The following is a 24828-nucleotide window of genomic DNA, read 5'->3' as shown; positions in this document are numbered from 1 at the left end:
ACAGGGCGGCCAGGGCAGGCAGGGCGGCCAGGGCAGGCAGGGCGGCCAGGGCAGGCAGGGCGGCCAGGGCAGGCAGGGCGGCCAGGGCAGGCAGGGCGGCCAGGGCAGGCAGGGCAGGCAGGGCGGCCAGGCAGCGCGGCCGCCGTAGTCAGCAGCCGGTGCTGGCGTAGACCTGCCCGAGGCGGCAGGGACCAGGCACAGCCGGGAGCGACCTTCCACACGGTATGGCGTGTGGAAGGTCCGCGACGTCTGTGGAAGGTCACCCGGGTGTGTGGAAGCCGACAGGACTGGACGCGGTGGTGCGTGGGGTTCATGACCCGGTTCGACGGACACGGCGGGTGGTGCTGGGTGAGTGGTGGGTGGATGTGGATGTGCGTGGGTGTGCCTGGGTAACGCGTGACGGTGGTGGTGGGTGGGTGTGATGGTGGGTGGATGGCGCTGGGGTCAGTGGGGCAGGAGTTCGCCGTCGATCCAGACCGCCTGGACGTCCGCGGGGGTTCCGAGCGTGAAGATCCGCGCCAAGGCCTCGTCGGTGTCCTCGGCATGCGTGATCGCCACCGCGAGAGGTGAGCCTTCGGCCGGGCGCAGGAGCTGGGCGTCGAACTGCTGTCCCACGGACAAGTGGCCCACCTCCGGTAGATCGAGCGCGTCGGCGCCGGCCTTGGTGGCGAGGTAGAGCAGGTGCGCCGCGGTGAGCGGGCGTCCCTGATCGCCGAGCAGCTGCTGGCAGAAGTACGCCTGCAGGCCCTCCTTGAGCAGCGAGAACCCGGTCCCCGCGCCGACGTCGGAGCCGAGCGCCACGCGGACGCCGAACTGCAGATGCCGGGTCAGTGGGAACAGTCCGCTGCCGAGCGCTGCGTTGCTGGTCGGGCAGTGCGCGACCGTGGCACCGCTGGTGGCGAGTGTCTTGAGCTCGACGTCCGTCGGGTGCACGTTGTGTGCGAGCACCGTACGGCGGTCCACCAGGCCGTGCCGGTCGTACGTCGTCACGTAGTCGCAGCCCCCGAACAGGTCGGAGACCGACGCGATCTCGGCCTCGTTCTCGTTCACGTGCGAGGTGAACAATGCGCCCGGAACGGCGTCCATCAAGTCCTTGCAGGTCGCCAGCAGCTCGTCGGTGCACGACAGCGAGAAGCGCGGCGTCACGGCGTACCGGTTGCGGCCGACGTTGTGCCAGCGGTTCGCGAGCGCGAGCGACTCGGCGTACGCGCGGACCGGTGTGGTGAGCAGCTCCGGACGGAGCAGCCGGTCGCTGAGGACGAGACCTGATGCGATCCGCAGGCCGGTCTTCGACGCGGCGTCGAAGAGCGCGTCGACGGCCCCGGAGTAGTGTGCGCCGAAAACGAGCGCGGACGTGGTACCGGCCGCGGCGAGCCCGCGGACGAACTCGTTGGCCACACCACCGGCGTACTCGACGTCGGCCATCCGCGCCTCTTCGGGCAGCGCGTACCGGTCGAGCCATTCGAGCAACGGCAGCCCGAGCCCGCCGACCGCGCGAATCTGCGGGAAGTGCACGTGCGTGTCGACGAAGCCCGGGAGGACGACGCCGTCGCGCAGGTCGACGACCTGGACGGCGGGGTGTGCCCGGCGGATCTCCGCGAACGGGCCGCGGGCAACGATCACGCCGTCTTCGACCAGCAGACCGGCGTCGGCGTCGACGCGCAGTCCGGCGCCGTCGAACGGGTTCTCCGGCGTGTCGATGAACGTGCCACGGTAAAGAGTCATGCCTGTGCCTCACGCTTGGCCGGCGTGGGGCGACGCACGGCAGTACGAGCCGAGCCGGGATGCCGGTCGGCGGAAGCCGCCGAGGGTCCCTCGGCGGTAGTGGTGAGCTGCTGCAGCAGCCAGGCCGCGACGCTGACCGCGATCACGGCCGGCTCCTTGCCGGGAAGATCGGGGAGTCCGATCGGCGTGGTGATCCGGCCAATCGCGGCGGCGCTGTGACCGTCGTCGGCGAGCTTGCGCCGGAAGCGGGTCCACTTCGCGCTCGACCCGATCAGACCGATCGTGGCGAGCCGATCACTGCGGATCGCGGCGTCGCACAAGGCGACGTCCTCGGCGTGGTCGTGCGTCATGATCACCGCGTGCGTGCCGGACGGGAGCTCGCCGAGGACGAGCTCCGGCAGCACCGGCACGTTGTGGACATGGACGTTCGCCACCGCGTCGTCCAGTACGGCCAGTCGCTCCGCGGTCAGCTGGTCGGCCCGGGAGTCGATCAGATGCAGTTCGAGATCGTGCCGCGCGAGAATCCGCGCCAGCTCGAGTCCCACGTGCCCGACCCCGAAGATCGCCATGGAAGGCGCCACCGGCAACGGCTCGAGCAACAGTGTCACTTCGCCACCACAACACTGCACCCCGTGCTGGTACGGCGCCTTGTCCGACAACGCTGTCGTCAGCGTCTCCGGGGCCGTCGTACCCTCGGCGATCATCGCCCGTGCACGTTCGACAGCGAGCGCCTCGAGATTGCCGCCGCCGACGGTTGACCAGACGTTGTCAACGGCAACCACCATCTTCGCGCCGGCCTCGCGCGGCGCGTGACCGCGCACCGAGATCACCGTTACCAGCACACCGGCCGACCGGGTCGATCGCAGCAAGGCGATGGCTTTCATCCACTCCACGAGACACCTCCCCGGGCTCGGTCGATCGCCCAGTACACGGCCTCCGGAGTAGCCGGCGACGGCAGGTCGACGCTGGTCCCGGCCGGACCGAACGCGGACGCGGCCTGGCGCAGCGCTTCTCGTACGGAGAAGGCGAGCATCAACGGCGGCTCTCCGACAGCCTTCGAACCGTAAACAGCGCCTTCCTCGTGCGCCTTCTCCAGCAGCGTGACGTTGAAGACCTCGGGCATCTCGGAGAAGCTCGGCAGCTTGTAGGTACTCGCCGCCTGCGTCGCCAGCCGCCCGCGGCGGTCGGTGTCACTCTCGTCCCAGCGCAGATCTTCAAGGGTCAGCCAGCCGGTGCCCTGGACGAACCCGCCCTCGATCTGACCGATGTCGATCAGCGGGCTGAGGCTGTCGCCGACGTCGTGAACGATGTCGACCCGGCGCAACGTGTACGCGCCGGTGAACCCGTCGACCTCGACCTCCGACGCCGCGACGCCGTACGCGAAGTACTTGAACGGCTCGCCGTGCATCGCGTTCGCGTCCCAGTGCAGGCCCTCGGTCCGGTAGAAGCCGGCCGCCCACAGTTGCACGCGCTGGTGATAGGCGAGGTTGATCAGCTCGTTCCAGTCCAGCCCGTCGCCGGACAGGCCGCGGGCGACGCCGTCGACGAACCGGACGTCGTGCGGGCTGATGCCCAGCCGCCCACCGGCCACCACAGCGAGGCGCTCGCGGATCTGCTCGCACGCATTCTTCAGCGCCGCGCCGTTCAGATCAGCACCCGATGAGGCCGCGGTCGCCGACGTGTTCGGAACCTTGTCGGTGCGCGTCGGCGCAAGCCGAACCCGGGCCAGCGGTACGCCGAGCGTGGTGGCGGCCACCTGCAGCATCTTGGTGTGCAGGCCCTGGCCCATCTCGGTGCCGCCGTGGTTGATCAGCACCGAACCGTCCTTGTAGACGTGCACCAGCGCGCCGGCCTGGTTGAACGCGGTCAGGTTGAACGAGATCCCGAACTTCACCGGCGTCATCGCCAACCCGCGCTTCACGTGCGGGTGTGCCGCGTTGAACGCGGCGATCTCGGCCTGCCGCTCCGCCACCCGACCGTTGGCCTGGACCTGACTCCAGCACGACGCGAGCCGATCCGCGTGCCGTACCGGTTGTCCGTACGGCGTGGAGTCGCCCGGCTGGTAGAAGTTCCGGCGGCGGACGTCCGCGGCGTCGTACCCGAGCAGCGGGGCGCAGCGTCCCAGGATGTCCTCGATCACGAGCATGCCTTGCGGCCCGCCGAAGCCGCGGAACGCGGTCTGCGACGTCTTGTTCGTCTTCGCGATCCGTCCCTCGACGCGCACATGCGGGATCTCGTAGGCGTTGTCGATGTGGCACATCGCCCGCGCCAGCACGGGCTCGGACAGGTCGAGGCTCCACCCGCCGTCCGCCGTCAGGGTCGCGTCCAGGGCGACCAATCGCCCGTCGGCGGCGAAGCCCACGGTCCAGGAGCTGTGGAACCCGTGCCGCTTGCCGGACATCGTCAGGTCCTGCGTCCGGTTCAGCCGCAGCCGGACCGGCCGTCCGGTGAGGGTGGCGCCGAGCGCGGCGATCGCGGCGAACCCGTGCGGCTGCATCTCCTTGCCGCCGAACCCGCCGCCCATCCGCAGGCACTGCACGGTCACCGAGTGGCTGGCCAGCCCGAGCACATGTGCAACGATTTCCTGCGTTTCCGACGGGTGCTGCGTGCTGGACTGCACGAAGATCTGTCCGTACTCGTCCACCAGCGCGAGGGCCGCGTGCGTCTCAAGGTAGAAGTGCTCCTGCCCGGCGAACTCGAACTCGCCCCGGAACACGTGTTCCGCGCCGGCCAGGGCGACGTCGACGGCACCGCGTTCCAGGTGCCGCCCGATGCCCTGGAAGCTCCCGGCCTCGATCGCCTCGCGGACCGTCACCAGCGACGGCAGCGGTTCGTAGTCGACCTCGACCGCCGCCGCCCCGAGCCGGGCAGCCTCCAACGTCTCGCCGAGCACCCAGCACACCGCGTGCCCGTTGAACATCACTTCACCGGGAAACAGCGGCTCGTCGTGCTTGACGCCGGCATCGTTCACCCCCGGTACGTCGTCGGCCGTCAGCACCCGCACCACACCCGGTACGTCGTACGCCGGCTTCACCCGGAGCGCGGTGACGCGCGCGTGCGTGTGCGGCGACTGCACCGGCCACGCGTGCAGTACGTCGCGGGTGCGCATCACCAGATCGTCGGTGTACAAGGCCGCACCGGTGACATGCAGCGCGGCGCTCTCGTGCGGCATCGGTACGCCGACAACAGCGTGGGCCGGCCTCTCGGACAGCGAACTCATGCGCCGACCTCCTGTTCGGTGAAGTAGAAGCGCAGCAAGGATTGGCCGAGCATCGCGGAGCGGTACGACGAGCTCGCCCGGTGATCGTCCAGCGGCGTACCCTCGCCGGCCATCACACCGGCGGCGGTCCGCACGGTCTCCTCGGTCCACGGACGGCCGATCAGCGCCGCCTCCGTCGCGCGGGCCCGCAGGGGAGTCGCGGCAACCCCGCCGAGCCCGATCTTCGCGTCCCGAACGATGCCGTCGGCAACGTCGACGGCGTACCCGATCGCGACGCTGGAGATGTCGTCGAAGCGTCGCTTGGCGATCTTGTGGAAGGCCGTGATCGGTGCCAGTGGCAACGGAATGACGATGGTGCGGATCAACTCGTCCGGTGCCTTCACGGTCTGCCGGTAGCCGGTGAAGTACTCGGCCAGCGACACCGTCCGCTCACCGCGCACGGAGGTCAGCACGAGCGCGGCGTCCAGCGCCAGCAGGGCCGGTGGGGTGTCGCCGATCGGGGAGCCGGTGCCCAGGTTGCCGCCGATCGTGGCCCCGTTGCGGATCAGCCGCGACGCGAACTGCGGGAACAGTTGGTCGAGCAGGGGGATCCGCCCGTCCAGGCGCCGCTCGATCTCGGTCAACGTCAACGCGGCACCGAGCCGCACCTCGTCAGCACCCACACTGAACTCGCGTAGCTCGTCCAGACGGTCGATCGCAACGGTCAACGCAGGCCGCGACCCGAAGATGTTCATCTGCACCCCCAGATCGGTGGATCCGGCCACCACGACCGCATCCGGCCGCTCCGACAGGACCGTCAGCGCCTCACGCAGGGACGCCGGCCGGAGGAACGACGCCTCACCGGACGCCAGGCCGGTCGGTGCCGGAGGCGGCGGCGGCGAGTACTGCCGGGCCGCGAGCGCGTCGTTCTCCAAGGGAGTGTCCAGCGCATACGCCGCGTCGCGGATGGGCCGGTACCCCGTGCACCGGCAAAGGTTTCCGCTCAGTGCGTGCAGATCGAACCCGTTGGGCCCGTGCTCGACATCCGGCTCAGCTGACACTCGGCCGGGCCGGTAGTACTCCGCCGCCATGCTGCAGACGAAGCCCGGCGTACAGAACCCGCACTGCGAGCCGCCCCGGACGGCGAGCTCCCGTTGGACGGGGTGCAGGTCGTCCGGTGAACCCAGGCCCTCCGAGGTCACCAGCTCCTGACCGTCCAGCGCCGCCACCGGCAGCAGGCACGCGTTCACCGCGGTCCACTCGGTCTCGGTGTCGGTGCCCGGCCGGGCGACCAGCACCGAGCAGGCGCCGCATTCCCCTTCCGCACACCCCTCCTTGGCGCCGGTCAGGCCGCGGTCGCGCAGCCAGTCCAGCACCGTCGTGTGGACGGAGACGTCGCCGATCGGGGTGACCGTGCCGTTGACAGTCAGGGCCGGGGCTCGGAGAGCTTGGGTAGTCATCGGTTGGTGCTCCATCGGGTGCGGGCGCTGTGGATCGGGTTGGCGTCGGAGACGAAGTCGTCGAAGCGATAGCCGGCGATCTTCGCGATCTCGAGCAGCGCGGCGGCATGCTCCTGGTTCTCGCAGTTGTCCAGCCGCTCGCGGCCCTGCTCGACGATCCGCTCGTACGACTCCGCGTCGCGGACCGAGATCACCAGGGGGAACCCGAACCGCTGCTGGTACGCCGTGGTGATCGCCGCGAGTTCGTCGCGCTCGGGGTCGCCGAGGAACGTCAGCCCCTTGTCGGACTGGTCCCGCAGCGACGCCGCACCGCTCAGACCGTCCGCGACGAACTGCGAACCGAGCTGCGGGTACGCCTGGATCAGATCGCGCTGCTCGTCGCGGGAGCCGGAGAACAACGCCTCCTGGAACGAGCGCCGCAGCGCGTGCGTGTCGGCGTACGGCCGCATCTCCCAGGCCCGCTCGACCGCCCAGCGCGGGCCCTGGAACAGCCCGCCGAACGTCTCGACGAACTCGTCGCGGGTCATCTCGTTGACCTGGTCGAGCCGGATCGTGTCGCCGGGCTGCCCTGCGACCGCTGGGCCGAAGTTCTTGCCGACGTGGTGGAAGAGGATGTTCAGGCCGATCGCGGTCAGGCTGCCGAGCGTGATGCCGCTGCCGAAGATGATCTCGGCCCAGCCGGGGACGGCCTTGGCGACCTCGGGCTGCGCGGTCACGTACATCGCCAGGCCGACGCTGGTGGCGACGATCACCACGTTGCGGTGGTCGTGGAAGTCGACCTTCGCGAGGGTCTGGAAGCCGACCACGGCGACGGTTGCGAACATCGCCAGCGCCGCACCGCCCAGCACCGGATGCGGGATGCCTGCCACGATCGCCCCGGCCTTCGGGATCAGTCCGAGCAGGATCATGAACACGCCGGCCGCCGCGACCACCCAGCGGCTCCGGATCCGGGTCAGCCGCACCAACCCGACGTTCTCGGCGAAGCAGGTGTACGGGAACGAGTTGAAGACGCCGCCGATCGTGGTGGCCAGGCCGTCTGCGCGCAGCGCCCGGGCGATGTCCTCACGACCGATCCGCTTCTCGACGATCTCGCCGGTCGCGAACACGTCACCCGTGGTCTCCACCGCGGTGATCAGCATCACCACGACCATCGAGATGATCGCCGCGATCGAGAACTTCGGCCAGCCGAAGTAGAACGGCGTGGTCACCCCGGCCCAGGCCGCGTCGCCGACGGCGCCGAAGTGTGCGTCGCCGAAGGTCCACGCCACCAATGTCCCGACGACCAGGCCGATCAGCACCGCGATGGTCGCGAGGAAGCCTTTGAAGACCCGCTGGATCAGCACGATCAGCCCGAGCGTGCCGAGCGCGTACGCCATGTTCTTGCCGCTCGAGGGGTCCGCGGTCGGACCGGCCCCGCCGACCGCGTCCCCGGCCGCGACCGGCAGTAGCGCGAGACCGATGATTGTGATCACCGAGCCGGTCACGACCGGCGGGAAGAACCGGATCAGCCGGCTGAAGTACGGCGCGATGAAGAATGTCGCGAGGCCCGCGACCAGGACGGCGCCGTAGATCACCAGCAGGCCGTTCGTCCCGCCGCCGGCCGCGAGACCGATCGCGATCATCGGCGAGACCGCCGTGAACGTGACGCCTTGGAGCAGCGGCAGCCGGACGCCGACCTTCCAGAAGCCGACCGACTGGATGATCGAGGCGATCCCGCAAGTGAACAGGTCCGCGTTGATCAGGTGGATCAACTGCTCGGTGGTGAGCCCGATCGCGTTCGCGAGCAGGATCGGCACGATCACCGCACCGGCGTAGAAGGCGAGCACGTGCTGGGCGCCGTACACGGCCAGCTTGCCGGGCGGGAGCACCTGGTCGACGGGGTGCCGGCCGGTACGTCGGCTCGGGCGGAGAACTGCCTTCATCGGGACACGCTCCTCGGCTGCTGGGGGGCGGTGCGGTGATTCGATCTGCACCCGAGCATCGGCTCAGCGGAGCGCGGATTGCACCCGGTGAACCTCCGAAGATGAACTGCCGGAGAACGGCCCGTTTTGTGTGATCACACAATCACAGCGATTTGAGCGCCAGAAACACGTCCACCCGGTCCTCGAGGCTCGACAGATCGCGTCCGGTCAGTTGCTCAACGCGTTCGATCCGGTAGCGAACGGTGTTGACGTGCAGATGCAGCGTCTCGGCGGTCCGGGTCCAGGAGCACGAGCAGGCGAGGAAGGCCTGCAGCGTCGTGAGCAGGTCGGCATGGGTCTTACGGTCGTGGTCTAGCACCGCTCCGAGGACGCGATGGCTGTACGTACGCCGTACGTCGTCGGGCAGCGTGGCGAGGAGCAGGACATGGGAGGCGACCTCGTCGGAGGTGACCACCGACACCGGCGCCCGTGCGGCGCCGGCCGCCCGCTGCGCGAACCGGGCCTCCTCGAGGGCACCGGCCAGTGCGTCGACCGCGGTCTCGCCGCTGATCCCGACCGCGAGGTGCGCGCGGTTGAGGCCGGGCGCGAGCCGTCCGAACGCCCGCCGAAGCAGATCGGGCAGCCCGGGTGTGTACGGCAGGAAGCCGACGAGCAGCCCGTCCCGGCCGGGTGCGACAACCGCCGGACCGACCGTCAGCGCAACGTCCTCGAGCAGGCTCAGTGCAACCTCGCTCGGCCCGTCGTCCCGCAGCTCGCCCACCGCCACGACCATCGGCCGCTCCGAGTGCGCGCCCGCCTGCCGCAACCTGCCCGCGACCTCGGTGGCTGGTGCGCCGGACTCGACCAGGGCCAGCGCGTCCGCGACCAGCGGGCGCAACGCACGCCGTCCTTCGTCGCGACGAGCCCTGTCCAGCGCAGCGATCGCGCACAATTCGTGTACTGCCTCGACGTGGTCGCCGGACCACTCGTTGTGGTCACCCTCGATCACCAGCACCCATGCGGTCAGCCGGTTGCCGAGCCCGGATCCAACCGGGAACAGGCTGTACGTCGCGCCGACGGTCTGCGCGACCGCCGGCGTCCGGTCGGCGGTGAGGAACTTGCGGGTGACCGCGTCGACGGTGTCCGCGTCGAGCTCACCCGGCCCCGGTACGACGTGGCGTCCGGTCGGCGTCAGCACCCGGCAGTCGTGGCCGATCTCGGCGGAGATCCGCGCCGCGAGCTCGTCCAGACTGCGCCCGGCGGCGATCGACGACAACAGTTGCCGTTGCCGCACCAGGCTCGCCGAGAGTCGCGCGCCGGTCTCGGCCGAACCGGCGGCCGCGACGTACTCCGTGACGTCCGCGAACGCGATCTCGATCGGCACCTCGATCAGCGTCACGTCGTGCCGTCGGCAGGCCTCGACGAGGTCGTCCGGTACGTCGCCCAGCTGCGCCTTCCCGGCCAGGATCGTGGTCGCACGGCGCCCGGCCATCGAGGCCACGAACACCTCACTGTCGGCCGGTTGCCGGCGCCAGACCAGGCCGGTCAGCACCACCTCGCCGCCGCTCAGATAGCGCCCCGGCTCCAGTAGGTCGGTGGTCACGAGCCGCCCGATCGGCCGGTCCAGTACGCCGCCCGCGGAGTACAGCAACCGCAGTCCGAGCTCGGGTGCATCGAGCAACTCAGCCAGCAACACGACGGACCTCCTTTAGAGGAACGTACAACGCGCGCGCCCGCGTACGTACCCCGTTCGATCCCACTTTGTGCACCAGATCCGTACTTCGAGCGCTCCGCCGTACGGATCTGGTGCACAAAGTGGGCTCGGCGGGCTTGGCGCGGTGGTCGGCGGTTGACGCGAGTCGGGGCTGAGCTTATGGTCTTTCGCAGAACAGAAATCAAGTTCCACAATGCGGAAATTGGAGTCGGGATGAGTCACCAGCTGCAGTACACGGTGAACTGCTCGTTGCTCTTCACCGAGTTGCCTCTCCTCGAGCGGCCCGCGGCGGCCCGGCGAGCCGGGTTCGGCGCGGTCGAGTTCTGGTGGCCGTTCGTCGAGGCCGTCCCGCCGGACCGGCAGGTCGACGCGTTCGTCGGCGCGATCACCGACGCCGGGGTCCGGCTGACCGGCCTGAACTTCTTCGCCGGTGACATGCCGGGCGGCGACCGCGGGCTGGTGTCCTGGCCGAAGCGGTCCAGCGAGTTCCGCGACAACGTCGACGTCACGGTCGGCATCGGCGAGCGACTCGGCGCGCAGGGCTTCAACGCTCTGTACGGCAACCGGGTCGAGGGCGCCGCCGAGCAGGAGCAGGACGATCTCGCCGTCGAGAACCTCGCCCTCGCCGCTCGCGCCGCCGCCCGGATCGGCGCGACCGTGCTGGTCGAGCCGGTCAGCGGCGCGGACCGCTACCCGTTGCGCACGGCGGCCGATGCACTGACCGTCATCGATCGCGTTCAGGCCGCGTACGACGTACCGAACGTCGGACTGCTCGCGGATCTGTACCACCTCGCGGTCAACGGCGACGACGTCGACCGGGTGATCGCCGAGCACACCGACCGGGTCGCCCACGTGCAGATCGCCGACCACCCGGGCCGCAACGAGCCCGGCACCGGCACGCTCCCGCTCGACCACCAGCTGACCGGCCTCGAGGCGAACGGCTACACCGGCCTGGTCGGGCTCGAGTACAAGCCGTCCACCACCACCGACGCGAGCTTCGGCTGGCTGCCGTTCGAGCGCCGCTGAGCTTCCACCGCTGATCTTCCGCGCTCATCTCTCCAGGAGACGAATCATGACCAACATCGCCTTCATCGGCCTCGGCATCATGGGCAACCCGATGGCCGTCCACCTCGCCAACGCCGGCCACACCGTGGCCGGCCTGGACCGCAGCCGGGAGCGCGCCGAGGCGCTGGTCGCCGCCGGCGGCCGGGCCGCGAGCTCGGTCGCCGACGCGGTCAAGGGCGCCGACGTGATCTGCGTGATGGTGCCCGACTCACCCGACGTGCAGGACGTGCTGGAGAGCGAGGAGGGCGTCTTCCGGACGGCCGAGACCGGCACGCTGATCATCGACTTCTCGAGCATCCGTCCCGATGTCACGCAGCAGCTCGCCGAGCAGGCGCGGGCGCTCGGTTTCCGGATGCTCGACGCCCCGGTCTCCGGTGGTGAGGCGGGCGCCAAGAACGCCGCGCTTTCGATCATGGTCGGCGGCGACGCGGACGACTTCGCGGTCGCCAAGCCGCTGTTCGACGTCGTCGGCAAGACCGTCGTCCACGTCGGTCCGAGCGGTTCCGGCCAGACGGTGAAGGCGGCCAACCAGCTGATCGTCGCCGCGAACATCCAGGCGGTCTCCGAGGCCGTCGTGTTCCTGGAGGCGTACGGCGTCGACACCTTGGCCGCGCTCGAGGTCCTCGGCGGCGGCCTGGCCGGATCCGCCGTTCTGAACCAGAAGAAGGAGAACATGCTGTCGCGCTCCTTCGAGCCGGGCTTCCGGATCGACCTGCACCACAAGGACATGGGCATCGTCACCGCCGCCGCGCGGGAGGCGGGGGTCGTCGTACCGCTCGGTGCCCTGGTCGCGCAGCTGGTCGCCTCCGCCCGGGCGAACGGCGACGGCGGTCTCGACCACTCGGCCCTGCTCCGCGGCGTCGAGCGGCTGTCCGGCAAGGCGGCCGGCTGATGACCAGGATGCGCGCGGTCGACGCCGCGGTCCTGATCCTGGAGAAGGAGGGGTCGACGCAGGCGTTCGGGCTGCCCGGTGCCGCGATCAACCCGTTCTACAGCGCGATCCGTGCGCACGGCGGGATCAAGCACGTGCTCGCGCGGCACGTCGAGGCCGCGTCGCACATGGCCGAGGGCTACACCCGGGCGCGGGCCGGCAACATCGGCGTCTGCATCGGTACGTCGGGACCGGCCGGGACCGACATGATCACCGGGCTGTACTCCGCGTCGGCGGACTCGATCCCGATCCTGTGCATCACCGGCCAGGCGCCGGTCGCGAAGCTGCACAAGGAGGACTTCCAGGCCGTCGACATCGCGTCGATCGCGAAGCCGGTGGCGAAGTGGGCGGTCACTGTGATGGAGGCCGCGCAGGTCCCGGGCACCTTCCAGAAGGCGTTCCAGGTGATGCGCGAGGGCCGTCCGGGGCCGGTGCTGATCGACCTGCCGCTGGACGTGCAGCTCGCCGAGATCGACTTCGACATCGAGACCTACGAGCCGCTGCCGGTCTCCCGCCCGGCGGCCACCCGCGCGCAGGCGGAGAAGGTGCTGTCGATGCTGGCGGCCGCCGAGCACCCGCTGATGGTCGCGGGCGGCGGCATCATCAACGCCGACGCCGCGGACCTGCTCGTCGAGTTCGCCGAGCTGACCGGTATCCCCGTCGTGCCGACGTTGATGGGATGGGGCGCGATCGGGGACGACCATCCGCTGAGCGCGGGCATGGTCGGGCTGCAGACCTCACACCGGTACGGGAACGCCACGCTGCTCGCCTCGGATCTGGTCCTCGGGATCGGGAACCGCTGGGCGAACCGGCACACCGGCGGCCTGGATGTGTATCGCGGTGAGCGGAAATTCGTCCATGTCGACATCGAGCCGACGCAGATCGGGCGGGTATTCGCACCGGACTACGGAGTCGTGTCGGACGCGCGAGCGGCGCTGGAGGTCTTCGTCGAGGTGGCGCGTGAGTGGGGTGCGGCGGGACGGTTGCCCGACCGTACGGCGTGGGCGGCCGAGTGTCGGGAGCGTCGTACGACGCTGCAGCGCAAGACGCACTTCGACGCGGTGCCGATCAAGCCGCAGCGGGTGTACGAGGAGATGAACCGGGCGTTCGGGCCGGACGTGCGGTACGTCAGCACGATCGGGTTGTCGCAGATCCAGGCGGCGCAGATGCTGCACGTGTACCGTCCGCGGCACTGGATCAACGCCGGCCAGGCAGGTCCGCTCGGGTGGACCGTCCCGGCAACGCTGGGCGTGGCGGTCGCGGATCCGGACAGCACGGTGGTCGCGCTGTCGGGTGACTACGACTTCCAGTTCCTGATCGAGGAGCTGGCGGTCGGTGCGCAGTTCAACATCCCGTACATCCACGTCGTGGTGAACAACTCCTACCTCGGCCTGATCCGCCAGGCGCAGCGCAACTTCGACATGGACTACTGCGTGCAGCTGTCTTTCGAGAACATCAACAGCCCAGAGGTCAACGGGTACGGCGTGGACCATGTGAAGGTCGTGGAAGGCCTGGGCTGCAAGGCGCTGCGGGTGAGCGAACCCGACGAGATTCTGCCGGCCCTCGAGCAGGCGAAGAAGCTGATGGTCGAGCATCAGGTCCCGGTGGTCGTCGAGATCATCCTGGAGCGGGTCACCAACGTGTCGATGGGGGTCGAGATCGACAACGTGATCGAGTTCGAGGACCTGGCCGTCTCGCCGGCGGATGCGCCGACCGCTCTCGCCCTGCTGGACTGACTCGTGCGCGTGGTTGTTGCCTCGGACAAGTTCAAGGGCACGTTGACGAGCGCGGAGGTCGCGGACGCGGTCGGCCTCGGGGTACGACGAGTTCACCCCGAGGCGACCGTGGTCGCGGTCCCGGTGGCCGACGGCGGTGACGGTACGCTCGCCGCCGCCGTTGCCGCCGGTTCCACCTTCGTCCCGGTCGTTGCCTCGGGCCCCACTCTGGAGGCGGTCCGGACCGGGTACGCCCGCCGTGGCGATACCGCGGTGGTCGAGCTCGCGGACGTCTCCGGGTTGGTCCGGCTTCCCGGCGGTGTCCCGGCGCCGCTCAGCGCGACGTCGTACGGCACGGGCGAAGTGATCGCTGCGGCGGTGGACGCCGGATGCCGCCACATCGTGCTGGGGATCGGTGGTAGTGCCGCTACGGACGGCGGCCGTGGCCTGGTTCAGGCGCTGGCTTCCGGAAACAATGTGGCACTCCGTGGCGGAAATGTTCCGGAAAACGACGTACCCCTCGCCGCACTGCGGCGACGGCTCGACGGCGTACGCGTTGTGGTCGCGTGCGATGTGGACAATCCGCTGACCGGGCCACGCGGCGCTGCTGCCGTGTACGGCCCGCAGAAGGGCGCCGATCCGCAGCAGGTGGCCGCGTTGGACGCAGCGCTGACCGAGTGGGCGGAGGCGGTCGCACGGGCAACCGACCGCGACCTCCGCGACACACCGGGCGCCGGTGCGGCCGGTGGGGTCGGATTCGCGGCCCTCGCCCTGCTCGACGCCGAGCTGCGGCCGGGGATCGAGCTGGTCCTGGAGATGGTCGGCTTTCGCGAACAGATCGCCGACGCCGACCTGATCATCACCGGCGAAGGCGCCCTGGACGACCAGACGCTGCACGGAAAGGCCGTCGCCGGAGTGGCTGCGGCGGCGGGTGGAATCCCCGTGGTCGCGGTCTGCGGAGTCAACCGTTTGAAGCCCGACCAGCTACAAGCCAGCGGCATCGAGGCGGCCTACGCCTTGACCGACGTCGAGCCTGACGTCGAGCGGTGCATCGCCGAACCACGCCCCCTCCTCGAACAACTCGGGGAACGGATCGCGGCCGATCACCTTACGATGACAGCTAGGCAGAGAGGCATCGCATGAGTCGTCTGGATCTCGTGGTGCGCGCCCGGCGGGTGGTCCGCGACGCCGGGGAGCAGGCCGCTGCCGTCGGCGTCCAGGACGGGCGGATCGCCGAGATCGCGCCGTACGACGCCACGCTCGACGCCGCGGAGGAGCTTCAGCTGGACGACGGCGAGGTCCTGCTGCCCGGTCTGGTCGACTCGCACGTCCACGTGAACGACCCCGGCCGGACCGACTGGGAGGGCTTCACCTCCGCGACCAGGGCTGCGGCCGCAGGTGGCGTGACCACGATTGTCGACATGCCGCTCAACAGCATCCCGCCGACATGTGACGTCGCCGCGCTCACGCTGAAGTGGAAGACCGCCGAGACCCAGGCGTACGTCGACATCGGCTTCTGGGGCGGCGCAATACCGGGCAACCTGCACGACCTGCGGCCGCTGCACGACGCCGGCGTTTTCGGCTACAAATGCTTCCTGCTGCACTCGGGCGTCGACGAGTTCCCGCCGCTCGACGCCGCGCAGTTGGCCGCGGCGATGCGCGAGATCGCCTCCTTCGACGGGTTGCTGATCGTCCATGCCGAGGACGCACACCGCATCGACACAGCGACCGCACCGGCAGGCGCGAGCTACCGGGCCTTCCTCGAGTCCCGCCCGCGATCCGCCGAGAACGAGGCCGTCGCCCAGGTCGTCGACCTCGCCCGCCGCACCGGCTGTCGCGTCCACATCCTGCACGTGTCCAGCGTCGAGGTCCTCCCGTTGATCGCCGCCGCCCGATCCGACGGCGTGCGGATCACGGCCGAGACCTGCCCGCATTACCTGACCTTCGCCGCCGAGGACATCCCCGACGGCGCGACGCAGTACAAGTGCTGCCCGCCGATCCGTGAGGCCGCCAACCGCGACGTGCTCTGGGAGGGGCTCCGCGGCGGCACGATCGACCAGGTCGTGTCCGACCACTCACCATCGACCGTTGACCTGAAGCAGCTCGATACCGGCGACTTCGCCACGGCCTGGGGCGGCATCGCCTCGCTGCAACTCGGCCTCGCCGCGGTCTGGACCGAGGCGTGCCGCCGCGGCTTCACGCTGACCGACGTGGTCCGCTGGATGGCCGCCGCCCCGGCCGCGCAGACCGGTCTCAGCACCAAGGGCGCCGTCAAGGTTGGGTACGACGCCGACCTGTGCGTCTTCGCCCCGGACGAGACCTTCACCGTCGACGCGCGGCAACTCCAGCACAAGAACGCCATCACGCCGTACGACGGACGCACGCTGACCGGTGTGGTCCGGAGTACCTGGTTGCGCGGCCGCCGCGTCGACATCGCCGCCGAACCGCGCGGCCGCCTGCTGACCCGAGGAGAACGATGAGTTACTACGCCCCGCGGGGCGGACTGCCCCCGCAGACCGACCTCACCACCGACCGCGCGGTCTTCACCGAGGCGTACGCCGTCCTGCCGCGCGGAACCATGCGCGACATCGTCACCAGCCGGCTGCCGTTCTGGGACGACACCCGGTTGTGGGTGATCGCGCGGCCGTTGTCCGGGTTCGCGGAGACGTTCTCGCAGTACATCGTCGAGGTCGGTCCCGGCGGTGGCAGCGACAAGCCCGAGACCGACCCGGCCGCCGAGGCCGTGCTGTTCGTTGTCTCAGGCAATCTTGTGCTCACCGTCGCCGGCGAGAAGCACACGCTGACCGAGGGCGGATACGCGTATCTGCCGCCCGGCGGCGACTGGACCGTGCGGAACACCAGTGACGAAGTGGTCACGTTCCACCTGATCCGGAAGGCGTACGAGCGGATCGACGGGATCGACGTACCGCCCGCGCTGATTACCAACGAGGCCGATGTCGAGGGCCGCGAGATGCCGGACACCGAGGGCCGCTGGAAGACGCAGCGATTCGTGGACCCCGACGACGTCCGGCACGACATGCACGTCAACATCGTCACCTTCGAGCCGGGCGGGGTGATCCCGTTCCCGGAGACGCACGTGATGGAGCACGGGCTGTACGTCCTCGAGGGCAAGGCGGTGTACCTGCTGAACAAGGACTGGGTCGAGGTGCAGGAAGGCGACTTCCTGTGGCTGCGGGCGTTCTGTCCGCAGGCCTGTTACGCGGGCGGGCCGGGCCGGTTCCGGTACCTGCTCTACAAGGACGTCAACCGGCACCCGAAGCTCACGCTCTGACGGTCACCGGGCGCTCCGGCGGCGTCAGCGGGTCCGTGACGAGACGCGCGTGCCGCTCCACGTCGTACCGGCTGCCGTCGTACGCGAGGCGCTGACGTTCGACGCCTTCACTGAGGAAGCCGGCGTTTGCGGCGACCGCGCAGGACGCCGGGTTGTTCAGCCGGTGACCGAGCTCCAGGCGGTACAGCCCGGCGTCGTGGTGCGCCCAGTCCGCGAGCGCGCGCAGAGCGTCCCGGGCGACGCCGTGGCCGCGTACCTCGGCGAGCGTCCAGTACCACGTCCAGCCGACCCGGTGCCGGTCGATGTTGGTCACGCCGACACAGCCGACCGGGTGGTCGTCGGCGTCCGCAACGGCGTACACATGCCCGTTGTCGAGGTCCGCGACCCGCCCGATCCAGTCGACCGCCGACGCGCGGTCGACGATCCCACCCTGATGCACCATCTCCGGATCGTCGTGCGCCGCGGCCAGCCGCAACGCGTCACCAGTCCGCCACCGCCGCAGCGCCAGCTCCCCGAGCGCATATCCCATCCATCGAAAATACTCCTGCCGCCGTCCCGCGATCCCGTCCTCCGGCGCGTTCCCCCGCGCAGACCCACGGCCCGGCGGGAGAGGATAGGGCGCATGGCATATCTGGATTTCAGGGATCAGGTCGTGGTGGTCACCGGGGCCAGCAGCGGGATCGGGGCCGCGGCCGCAGTCGGCTTCGCGGAGACCGGGGCGACGGTCGCGCTGCATTACCACCGCAATGAGGAGGGTGCGAAGCACACGGTCGGCGCAGTGCAGACCGCGGGCGGTACGGCGACCCTGCACCAGGCGGATCTGGCCGACCCGGCCGCGGCGGGCGCGTTCGTCGACGAGGTACTCGCCCAGCACGGGCGGATCGACGTCCTCGTGAACAACGCCGGTGACCTGGTCAACCGGTCGGCGATCGCGGACGTCACCGACGAGGAGTTCCACCGGATCCTGGACGTCAACCTGACCTCGGTGTTCGCGCTCAGCCGGCGGATCGTGCCGGTGTTCCGCGGACAGGGCGGCGGGTCGATCGTGAACGTCACCTCGATCGCCGCGCGCACCGGCGGCGCCGGCGGGTCGGTCGTCTACGCCACGTCGAAGGGCGCGGTCAGCACCTTCACCCGCGGCCTGGCCAAGGAACTGGCGCCCGAGGGGATCCGGGTGAACGCGATCGCCCCGGGCGTGATCAAGACTCCGTTCCACGAGCGGCACACCGCCGACGCCCAGATGCAGGCCATGCTCGCCGGCATTCCGATGGGTCGCACCGGCACGCCGCACGAGTGTGTCGGCACCATTTTGTTCCTCGCCTCCGAGCGGATGGCGTCGTACGTCACCGGTCAGATCATCGAGGTCAACGGCGGCCAGCTGACGCCGTGACGCCCGGTGGAGGGCTGCCCGATCGGGCAGCCCTCCACGGATCTACCGCGACAGCGTGCGGAAACGGTGTGCCGACAGCGGCAGGAACACCGCGACCAGCAGCAGCGGGCCGAGGATCGCGGCCAGCTCCGCGTGATTGCCGATCCAGGTGGCAGTCGCCGACGGGTCCGGGTTGCCGAAGAGATTCCTCGACGCGGTGGCCGTGGCCGACAACGGGTTCCACTGGGCGATCGTGCCCAGCCAGTCCGGCATCGTGGACGTCGCGACGAACGCGCTGGACAGGAAGCCGACCGGCCAGACCAGCACCTGCACCATCGTCACGCTCTGTGCATTCCTCACCGACAGGCCGATGAAGATCCCCACCCACAGCAACGCAAACCGCAGCAGCAACAGCAATCCGAACGCGGCCAGCGCGGCCGGCATCCCTTCGTGCCACCGCCAGCCGAGCACGAGCCCGGTGGCGACGAGCACGGCCAGCGTCACCACCGAGTCGAGCATGTCCGCGATACAGCGGCCGAGCACCACCGCTGTCGAACTCATCGGCAGCGACCGGAACCGATCGGTCACCCCCTTCGAGACATCCGTCGTCACCGCGGTCATCGTGCCCTCCAACCCGAACAGCATCGCCAGCGCGAAGATCCCGGGCACCAGCAACTCGTAGTACGACGAATCCGCCGGCGTCTGCATCGCGCCGCCGAGCAACCCGCCGAACATCAACAGCATCAGCACCGGGAAGAACCACTGGAACAGCACGAGGCCCGGCTGCATCCGCCAGTGCGTCAACGTCCGCCGCGCGATCGTCCAGCTGTCCGCGAGCGCCCAGCCGAGCCCGTTCATGCTGCCGCCCCGGTCAGTTGCAGGAACACTTCGTCGAGGGTCGGTCGCCGTAACGTGATGTCCTCCGGTTCGATGTTTGCCTCGTGCAACGAGTTTGCCATCTGCACGAGCGCCTTGGTCCGGTCCTTCACCGGCACGCTGACCTTGACGTCCTGCACGCGGACCTCTCCGTCGGCCAGGCGCGCGGCCAGTTGGACCACCCGCGGCACCTCAGCCGGATCCGCGAGGACGAGATCCAGCCAGTCCGATCCGAGTTCCGTCTTCAGCTGGTCGGGCGTTCCTTCCGCGACCACCTTGCCCGCCTTGAGCATCGAGATCCGGTTAGCCAGTTGATCCGCCTCCTCCAGGTACTGCGTCGTCAGCAACACCGTCGTACCGCCGTCGACCAACTGCCGTACGGCGGACCACACCTCGAGCCGACCGGCCGGATCCAGCCCGGTCGTCGGCTCGTCCACGAACAACACCCGCGGCGCGACGATCAGGCTCGCGGCCAGGTCGAGCCGCCGGCGCATGCCGCCGGAGTACTTGCTCACCGCCTGGCCTGCCGCCTCGGTCAGGCTGAACCGCTCGAGCAGCTCGTCCGCCTTCCGCACCGCCGCCGCGTGGCCCAGGTGGTTGAGCCGCCCGAACAGCACCAGGTTCTGCCGCCCGGTGAGGATCTCGTCCACCGCGGCGTACTGCCCGACCAGTCCGATCCGCCGTCGTACCTCCGCTCCTTGCCGGCTGACGTCGTACCCCGCGATCGTCGCCGTACCGGAATCCATCTGCAGCAGCGTGGACAGGATCCGCACCGCCGTCGTTTTGCCGGCGCCGTTCGGGCCGAGCAGACCCGTCACCGTGCCGGCCGTGACCTCCAGGTCGAAGCCGTTCAGCCCCGCACCCTCCGTACCGCCCCGGTAGTTCTTCCGGACGTCGACGGCCTCGATCACTCGTTCCGCAGTCACTTCCCACCTCTCGCTCGGGTTGAGCCGTAGAATGTACCGTACATTGTACGGCTCGGGTAGGATGCAGCCGACGGCGAGGCGCGGAGGAAGGTTTCGAGTGGCGGGTAGGAAGGCGGCGGTGCCCGATCCGGCGCGCAGTCTGGCGCTGCTCTGGGGCAGTCACACCAAAGCCGGCCGCTCCGGTCTGACGGTGCGCGCGATCGTCGACGCGGCGATCGAGCTCGCGGACGCGTCCGGGCTCGACGCGCTCTCGATGCGGATGGTCGCCGACCGGCTGAAGGTCGGCACGATGTCGCTCTACACGCACGTCCCCGGCAAGGGTGAGCTGACCGACCTGATGTTTGACCAGGTGTACGGCGAGCTGTACGCCGACGCGGACGAGCCGCTACGGCAAGGCGGGGACTGGCGTGGTGCGCTGGAGTTCATCGCGCGGCGCAACTGGGACGTGTTCGTCGCGCACCCGTGGATCCACGAGGTGCCGACGATGCGGACGGCGCTCGGGCCGAACATCACGCGCAAGTACGACATCGAGTTGCGGCCGCTGGACGGGCTGGGGCTGACCGACGTCGAGATGGATTCGGCCTTGACGCTCGTGCTCACCCACGTCCAGGGCACGGCGCGCGCCGGCGCGGAGCAGCTCCGCGTCCAGCGCGACTCCGGGCTGTCGGACGAGGAGTGGTGGCGGCAGATCGCGCCGACCCTGAACACGGTGATGGCCGGGACGCATTTCCCGGTCGCGTCCCGGGTCGGCACGTCGGTCGGCGAACACTTCCAGTCGGTGATCGACCCGGCGCACGCCTTGACGTTCGGCCTGGAGCGGATCCTCGACGGGATCGCCTTGCTGATCTCCGAGCGTGGCGCTACCCGTTGAGCAGGTCCTCGAACGAGGTCGGGTTGGTGAACGGGTCGGCCTGGGTCGGCGTTTCGTGCTCCAGCGCCGCCACGAGCTCGCCGGCCGCCTGTGCGATCCGCGGGCGCAGGCCGGCCGCGTTCGGACCCCAGTCGGTCGAGGCGGCGTACACCCCGGTGGGGACCGGCAGCGCCTTCAGGTAGGCGAACAGCGGCCGCAGGGCGAACTCCAGCACCAGCGAGTGCCGCTCGGTGCCACCGGTCGCGCCCAGCAGCACCGGCTTGCCGGCCAGTGCCTGGTCGTCGAGTACGTCGAAGAACATCTTGAACAGACCCGAGTACGACGCGCTGAACGTCGGGCTCACCACGATCAGGGCGTCCGCGCTCGTCACCGTGTCGAGGACCTCGCGCAGCGCGGCCGACGGGAAGCCGGTGAGCAGGTTGTTCGTCAGATCGTGGGCGTGGTCGCGGACTTCGATGAACTCGATCCGAGACTCGATCCCGCGTGCGGACAGCTCGTCCCGAACCGCCGCGGCCAGCTGGTCGGCGAGCAGCCGGGACGACGACGGCGTCGTCAGCCCGGCCGTCACGACGGCGATGACCTTCTCGCTCATCGGGTCGTCCTCTGCACGGCCTCGATCGGTTCGTCGACGGTCTCCAGCGCGCGCGCCCGCTCGGCCGCGGCCTTCAGTGCGGCGTGGGTCGGCGCGTCCGGGACATGGGCCGGCTTCAGGGCGGCAAACTCCTTGCGCAGCACCGGAACGACCTCCTCGCCGAGGATGTCCAGCTGCTCCAGTACGGTCTTGAGCGGCAGGCCGGCGTGGTCGATCAGGAACAGTTGCCGCTGGTAGTCGCCGACGTGCTCGCGGAACGTCAGCGTCCGCTCGATGACCTGCTGCGGACTGCCCACGGTCAGCGGCGTCTCGCGGCTGAAATCCTCCAGCGACGGCCCGTGTCCGTACACCGGCGCGTTGTCGAAGTACGGCCGGAACTCCCGCATCGCGTCCTGCGAGTTCTTCCGCATGAAGACCTGACCGCCGAGTCCGACGATCGCCTGGTCCGCGGCGCCGTGGCCGTAGTGCTCGAAGCGCTGCCGGTACAGCTGGACCATCCGCTTGGTGTGCGACATCGGCCAGAAGATGTTGTTGTGGAAGAAGCCGTCACCGTAGTACGCCGCCTGCTCGGCGATCTCGGGTGACCGGATCGACCCGTGCCACACGAACGGCGGCACGCCGTCCAGCGGCCGCGGCGTCGCCGTGAAGCCCTGCAGTGGCGTCCGGAACTTGCCCTCCCAGTCGACGACGTCCTCACGCCAGAGGCGGCGCAGCAGCGCGTAGTTCTCGATGGCGAGGGCGATGCCGTTGCGGATGTCCTGGCCGAACCAGGGGTACACCGGGCCGGTGTTGCCGCGACCCATCATCAGGTCCACCCGGCCGTCGGCCAGGTGCTGCAGCATCGCGTAGTCCTCGGCGATCTTCACCGGGTCGTTGGTGGTGATCAGCGTCGTCGAGGTGGACAGGATGATCTTCGACGTCTGCGCTGCGACGTACGCCAGTTGCGTCGTCGGCGACGACGGCACGAACGGCGGGTTGTGGTGCTCCCCTTGGGCGAACACGTCCAGCCCGACTTCTTCGGCCTTCAGCGCGATCCGGACCATGTTCTTGATCCGCTCGTGCTCGGACACCGTGGTCCCGGTGGTCGGGTCCTCGGTCACGTCCCCGACAGTGAACACGCCGAACTGCATCCGTCCTCCTCGATCAGTAGTTCACTGTTAAACTACTCTACTTGCTCCAACAGCGACGGCTCGCCGAGCATTCCGCCGGCTGTGGTCACTCAGGGGCTTCCGTTGTTGTACGGACGGTAGCGGTGTCGAGGAACGACTCGTCGCCGGTGAGGGCGGCGGCGATCCGCCGGTGCTTGCCGGCCTCGTCGGCGCGCGACTGCCGCTCGAGCGTCCGCGCCAGCATCAAGTGCGCGTAGTACTCGGTCGGCTCACGCCGGATCACCTCGAGCAGATGCTCCTCGGCGGGCTTCAGCAACGCCGCGTGATAGTAGGCCCGCGCCAGCAACAACCGCGTCCCGACATCCTCCGGCGTCTCCTCCACCACCGGCCGCAACGCCCGGATCGCACCCCGGTAGTCCCGCTCCTCGAAGTACTGCTGCCCAAGCCCGTAACTGAGCGCCCGCATGTCTTCCATACGACTCTCAACGCCCCTGGATCCCGCAGTATGCCGGTCGGCTCGTGAGGCCCGGCTCGACGTTGAAAGCGGACTGAAAGTGACGGCTGATGTGATGCCGGTGACATATCAGCCTGCAACTACTTGGGGGTTCACATGAATGTGCACCGCATCAGACAACGCACGACCGCGATGATCCTGTCGCTGATCGCCACGGCGGTCCTGATTCCGCTGGCGGCACAGACACAGGCACACGCAGCGCCGCCGGCACCGGACGCGACAGTCGGCCCGGCTGCCTGGACGCCACAGATCTACCCGTTGTTCTCGGGTGAATGGGTCCGACGGAACGTGGCGAGCGCCGACCGGAACGCGGAGCTGGTCGCCTGCTCACTGGCACGAGGAATCGCCTGTGTGTCGGTCGGTCAAGGCGACGGCAGGCACAGCGTCTTCCACCTGTTCAAGTGCGACACCCGCTCGCTCTCGAACTTCATCAACGCCCTGGCCGTCCGCAACCATCAGACGAACAACGCCAAGGTCCACTTCTGGGGTCCCAGGTACAGCGTCTTGGTCCCTGCGGACACCACGATCCACACGATCCCCGACTACGCAACCTACGAGTTCAACCGCCTCGACCTCTGCTGACCCACTGCGCCCCGGGCACCCACCACGGTGCCCGGGGCGGCGCAGGTTTGGGTCAGGCGGCATCGAGGGTTGCGACCTGGTCGGGGGTGAGGGTCAGGTCGACCGCGGCGTAGGAGTCGCGGATCGTTTCCGGGCGGCTGGAGCCGGGGATCGGGATGACGTACGGCGACTTGGCGAGCATCCAGGCCAGGGTGAGGCGCTGAGGGGAGATGCCGAGCTCCGCGGCCAGCTCGTGGAACGCGGGGTGCTGGCTGCCGAGGTCACCGGCGCGGGAGATGCCGCCGAGCGGGGACCAGGGCAGGAACGCGATACCGAGCTCGTCGCACAGCTCGAGCTCGGGCTCGCTGGAGCGGAACGCCGGGGAGAACTGGTTCTGCACCGAGACCAGTCGGCCGCCGAGGATCTCGTTGGCCTGCGTGATCTGCTCCGGGTTCGCGTTGGAGATGCCGGCCAGCCGGATCTTGCCCGCGTCGAGCAGGTCGCGGATCGCGCCGATCGACTCCGCGTACGGGACCTTCGGGTCCGGCCGGTGGAACTGGTACAGCCCGATCGCGTCGACGCCGAGCCGCTTCAGCGAGGCCTCGCAGGCCTCGGCGATGTGCTTCGGAGAGCCGTCGAGCGTCCAGCTGCCGTCGCCGGGGCGCAGGTGGCCGCCCTTGGTCGCGACCAGCACGTTCGAGGTGTCGCCGCCGTACGACGCCAGCGCCTTGGCGATCAGGCTCTCGTTGTGACCGACGTCGGTCGCGGTCAGGTGGTACGCGTCCGCGGTGTCGATCAGGGTGATGCCGGCGTCCAGCGCGGCGTGGATGGTCGCGATGGACCGGTCCTCGTCGGGGCGGCCCTCGATCGACATCGGCATGCCGCCGAGACCGATCGCGGACACCTCGACGTCACCGATCCGGCGGGTTGTGTTCGTGTCTGCTGCCATGTATCCAAAATCCCGCGCGCGGACTGCGAAATCCAACACAGATCTGCGCAGGGATTCAG

The 24828-nt window shown here is 69.5% G+C and carries 22 protein-coding genes; 9 read left to right on the top strand and 13 right to left on the bottom strand.

What is annotated here, in order from left to right; genetic code table 11:
• Positions 1 to 444: 444 nt before the first annotated feature.
• The 6 genes from guaD to AB0B82_RS08290 all read right to left on the bottom strand — a co-directional run bounded on the left by guaD (position 445) and on the right by AB0B82_RS08290 (position 9981).
• Entirely contained in the window at positions 445 to 1725 is a 1281-nt protein-coding gene (guaD, locus tag AB0B82_RS08315; protein WP_360164034.1) for a guanine deaminase, read from the bottom strand.
• Positions 1722 to 2609: a xanthine dehydrogenase accessory protein XdhC gene (gene xdhC, locus AB0B82_RS08310; RefSeq protein ID WP_360164032.1), complete on the bottom strand. Its 888-nt coding sequence runs from the start codon at positions 2607 to 2609 to the stop codon at positions 1722 to 1724. Before xdhC ends, guaD begins: the two co-directional genes overlap by 4 nt.
• Complete coding sequence (xdhB, locus tag AB0B82_RS08305) at positions 2606 to 4945, bottom strand: xanthine dehydrogenase molybdopterin binding subunit (protein WP_360164030.1); 2340 nt, start codon at positions 4943 to 4945, stop codon at positions 2606 to 2608. Before xdhB ends, xdhC begins: the two co-directional genes overlap by 4 nt.
• Positions 4942 to 6384, bottom strand: coding sequence for an FAD binding domain-containing protein (locus AB0B82_RS08300; RefSeq protein WP_360164028.1), 1443 nt, complete (start codon positions 6382 to 6384; stop codon positions 4942 to 4944). The genes xdhB and AB0B82_RS08300 overlap by 4 nt, the downstream gene beginning before the upstream one ends.
• Positions 6381 to 8306, bottom strand: coding sequence for a 2-oxo-4-hydroxy-4-carboxy-5-ureidoimidazoline decarboxylase (uraD, locus tag AB0B82_RS08295; RefSeq protein ID WP_360164026.1), 1926 nt, complete (start codon positions 8304 to 8306; stop codon positions 6381 to 6383). Before uraD ends, AB0B82_RS08300 begins: the two co-directional genes overlap by 4 nt.
• Before the next feature lie 142 nt (positions 8307 to 8448).
• Positions 8449 to 9981 carry a helix-turn-helix domain-containing protein gene (locus AB0B82_RS08290; protein WP_360164024.1) on the bottom strand — a complete coding sequence of 511 codons (1533 nt, stop codon included), beginning with the start codon at positions 9979 to 9981 and terminating at the stop codon, positions 8449 to 8451.
• A gap of 231 nt (positions 9982 to 10212) precedes the next feature.
• Between AB0B82_RS08290 and AB0B82_RS08285 the strand changes: the two genes are divergently transcribed.
• From AB0B82_RS08285 to AB0B82_RS08260, 6 genes are read left to right on the top strand one after another with little or no spacing between them, the layout of a single operon-like run.
• Entirely contained in the window at positions 10213 to 11025 is an 813-nt protein-coding gene (locus AB0B82_RS08285; protein WP_360164022.1) for a TIM barrel protein, read from the top strand.
• Between the two features lie 46 nt (positions 11026 to 11071).
• Positions 11072 to 11956, top strand: a complete 885-nt coding sequence (locus tag AB0B82_RS08280) for a 2-hydroxy-3-oxopropionate reductase (protein ID WP_360164020.1) — start codon at positions 11072 to 11074, stop codon at positions 11954 to 11956.
• On the top strand, positions 11956 to 13731 hold the full coding sequence (gene gcl / locus AB0B82_RS08275; RefSeq protein ID WP_360164018.1) for a glyoxylate carboligase: 1776 nt from the start codon (positions 11956 to 11958) through the stop codon (positions 13729 to 13731). The genes AB0B82_RS08280 and gcl overlap by 1 nt, the downstream gene beginning before the upstream one ends.
• 9 nt (positions 13732 to 13740) lie before the next feature.
• Complete coding sequence (locus AB0B82_RS08270) at positions 13741 to 14853, top strand: glycerate kinase (RefSeq protein WP_360164016.1); 1113 nt, start codon at positions 13741 to 13743, stop codon at positions 14851 to 14853.
• A complete protein-coding gene (gene allB / locus AB0B82_RS08265; protein ID WP_360164014.1) occupies positions 14850 to 16190 on the top strand; it encodes an allantoinase AllB in 1341 nt (446 codons plus the stop codon). Before AB0B82_RS08270 ends, allB begins: the two co-directional genes overlap by 4 nt.
• Positions 16187 to 17002: a bifunctional allantoicase/(S)-ureidoglycine aminohydrolase gene (locus AB0B82_RS08260; protein ID WP_360164012.1), complete on the top strand. Its 816-nt coding sequence runs from the start codon at positions 16187 to 16189 to the stop codon at positions 17000 to 17002. Before allB ends, AB0B82_RS08260 begins: the two co-directional genes overlap by 4 nt.
• On the opposite strand, the gene AB0B82_RS08255 is transcribed toward AB0B82_RS08260, so the two are convergent.
• Complete coding sequence (locus tag AB0B82_RS08255) at positions 16992 to 17531, bottom strand: GNAT family protein (RefSeq protein ID WP_360164010.1); 540 nt, start codon at positions 17529 to 17531, stop codon at positions 16992 to 16994. The two genes, AB0B82_RS08260 and AB0B82_RS08255, sit on opposite strands and share 11 nt — an antisense overlap.
• A 93-nt stretch (positions 17532 to 17624) precedes the next feature.
• Here AB0B82_RS08255 and AB0B82_RS08250 point away from each other — a divergent pair, with 93 nt between their 5' ends.
• Entirely contained in the window at positions 17625 to 18392 is a 768-nt protein-coding gene (locus AB0B82_RS08250) for an SDR family NAD(P)-dependent oxidoreductase (RefSeq protein WP_360164008.1), read from the top strand.
• 42 nt (positions 18393 to 18434) lie between these two features.
• On the opposite strand, the gene AB0B82_RS08245 is transcribed toward AB0B82_RS08250, so the two are convergent.
• Complete coding sequence (locus AB0B82_RS08245) at positions 18435 to 19229, bottom strand: ABC transporter permease (protein WP_360164006.1); 795 nt, start codon at positions 19227 to 19229, stop codon at positions 18435 to 18437.
• Complete coding sequence (locus AB0B82_RS08240) at positions 19226 to 20173, bottom strand: ATP-binding cassette domain-containing protein (RefSeq protein WP_360164004.1); 948 nt, start codon at positions 20171 to 20173, stop codon at positions 19226 to 19228. Before AB0B82_RS08240 ends, AB0B82_RS08245 begins: the two co-directional genes overlap by 4 nt.
• 97 nt (positions 20174 to 20270) lie before the next feature.
• Here AB0B82_RS08240 and AB0B82_RS08235 point away from each other — a divergent pair, with 97 nt between their 5' ends.
• Positions 20271 to 21044, top strand: coding sequence for a TetR/AcrR family transcriptional regulator (locus AB0B82_RS08235; RefSeq protein WP_360164002.1), 774 nt, complete (start codon positions 20271 to 20273; stop codon positions 21042 to 21044).
• Here the strand turns inward: AB0B82_RS08235 and AB0B82_RS08230 are convergent.
• The 3 genes from AB0B82_RS08230 to AB0B82_RS08220 form a co-directional block, all read right to left on the bottom strand.
• Entirely contained in the window at positions 21034 to 21636 is a 603-nt protein-coding gene (locus tag AB0B82_RS08230; protein ID WP_360164000.1) for an FMN reductase, read from the bottom strand. The two genes, AB0B82_RS08235 and AB0B82_RS08230, sit on opposite strands and share 11 nt — an antisense overlap.
• Positions 21633 to 22766 (bottom strand): LLM class flavin-dependent oxidoreductase, encoded by a 1134-nt coding sequence (locus AB0B82_RS08225; protein ID WP_360163998.1) that lies wholly within the window; start codon positions 22764 to 22766, stop codon positions 21633 to 21635. The genes AB0B82_RS08230 and AB0B82_RS08225 overlap by 4 nt, the downstream gene beginning before the upstream one ends.
• Before the next feature lie 85 nt (positions 22767 to 22851).
• Positions 22852 to 23211 carry a tetratricopeptide repeat protein gene (locus AB0B82_RS08220; protein WP_360163996.1) on the bottom strand — a complete coding sequence of 120 codons (360 nt, stop codon included), beginning with the start codon at positions 23209 to 23211 and terminating at the stop codon, positions 22852 to 22854.
• A gap of 144 nt (positions 23212 to 23355) precedes the next feature.
• Here AB0B82_RS08220 and AB0B82_RS08215 point away from each other — a divergent pair, with 144 nt between their 5' ends.
• The gene (locus AB0B82_RS08215; RefSeq protein WP_360163994.1) at positions 23356 to 23841 is read left to right on the top strand and encodes a hypothetical protein; all 486 of its coding nucleotides are present in this window, start codon (positions 23356 to 23358) and stop codon (positions 23839 to 23841) included.
• Positions 23842 to 23893: 52 nt separating this feature from the next.
• Here the strand turns inward: AB0B82_RS08215 and AB0B82_RS08210 are convergent, their stop codons facing one another.
• A complete protein-coding gene (locus AB0B82_RS08210) occupies positions 23894 to 24769 on the bottom strand; it encodes an aldo/keto reductase (RefSeq protein ID WP_360163992.1) in 876 nt (291 codons plus the stop codon).
• Positions 24770 to 24828 lie beyond the last annotated feature (59 nt).

The organism is Kribbella sp. NPDC048915 (genome assembly GCF_040649595.1).
Classification (GTDB): Bacteria; Actinomycetota; Actinomycetes; order Propionibacteriales; family Kribbellaceae; genus Kribbella.
Note: the sequence above shows the minus strand (reverse complement) of the source record. Positions and strands in the feature narration are given on the sequence as shown.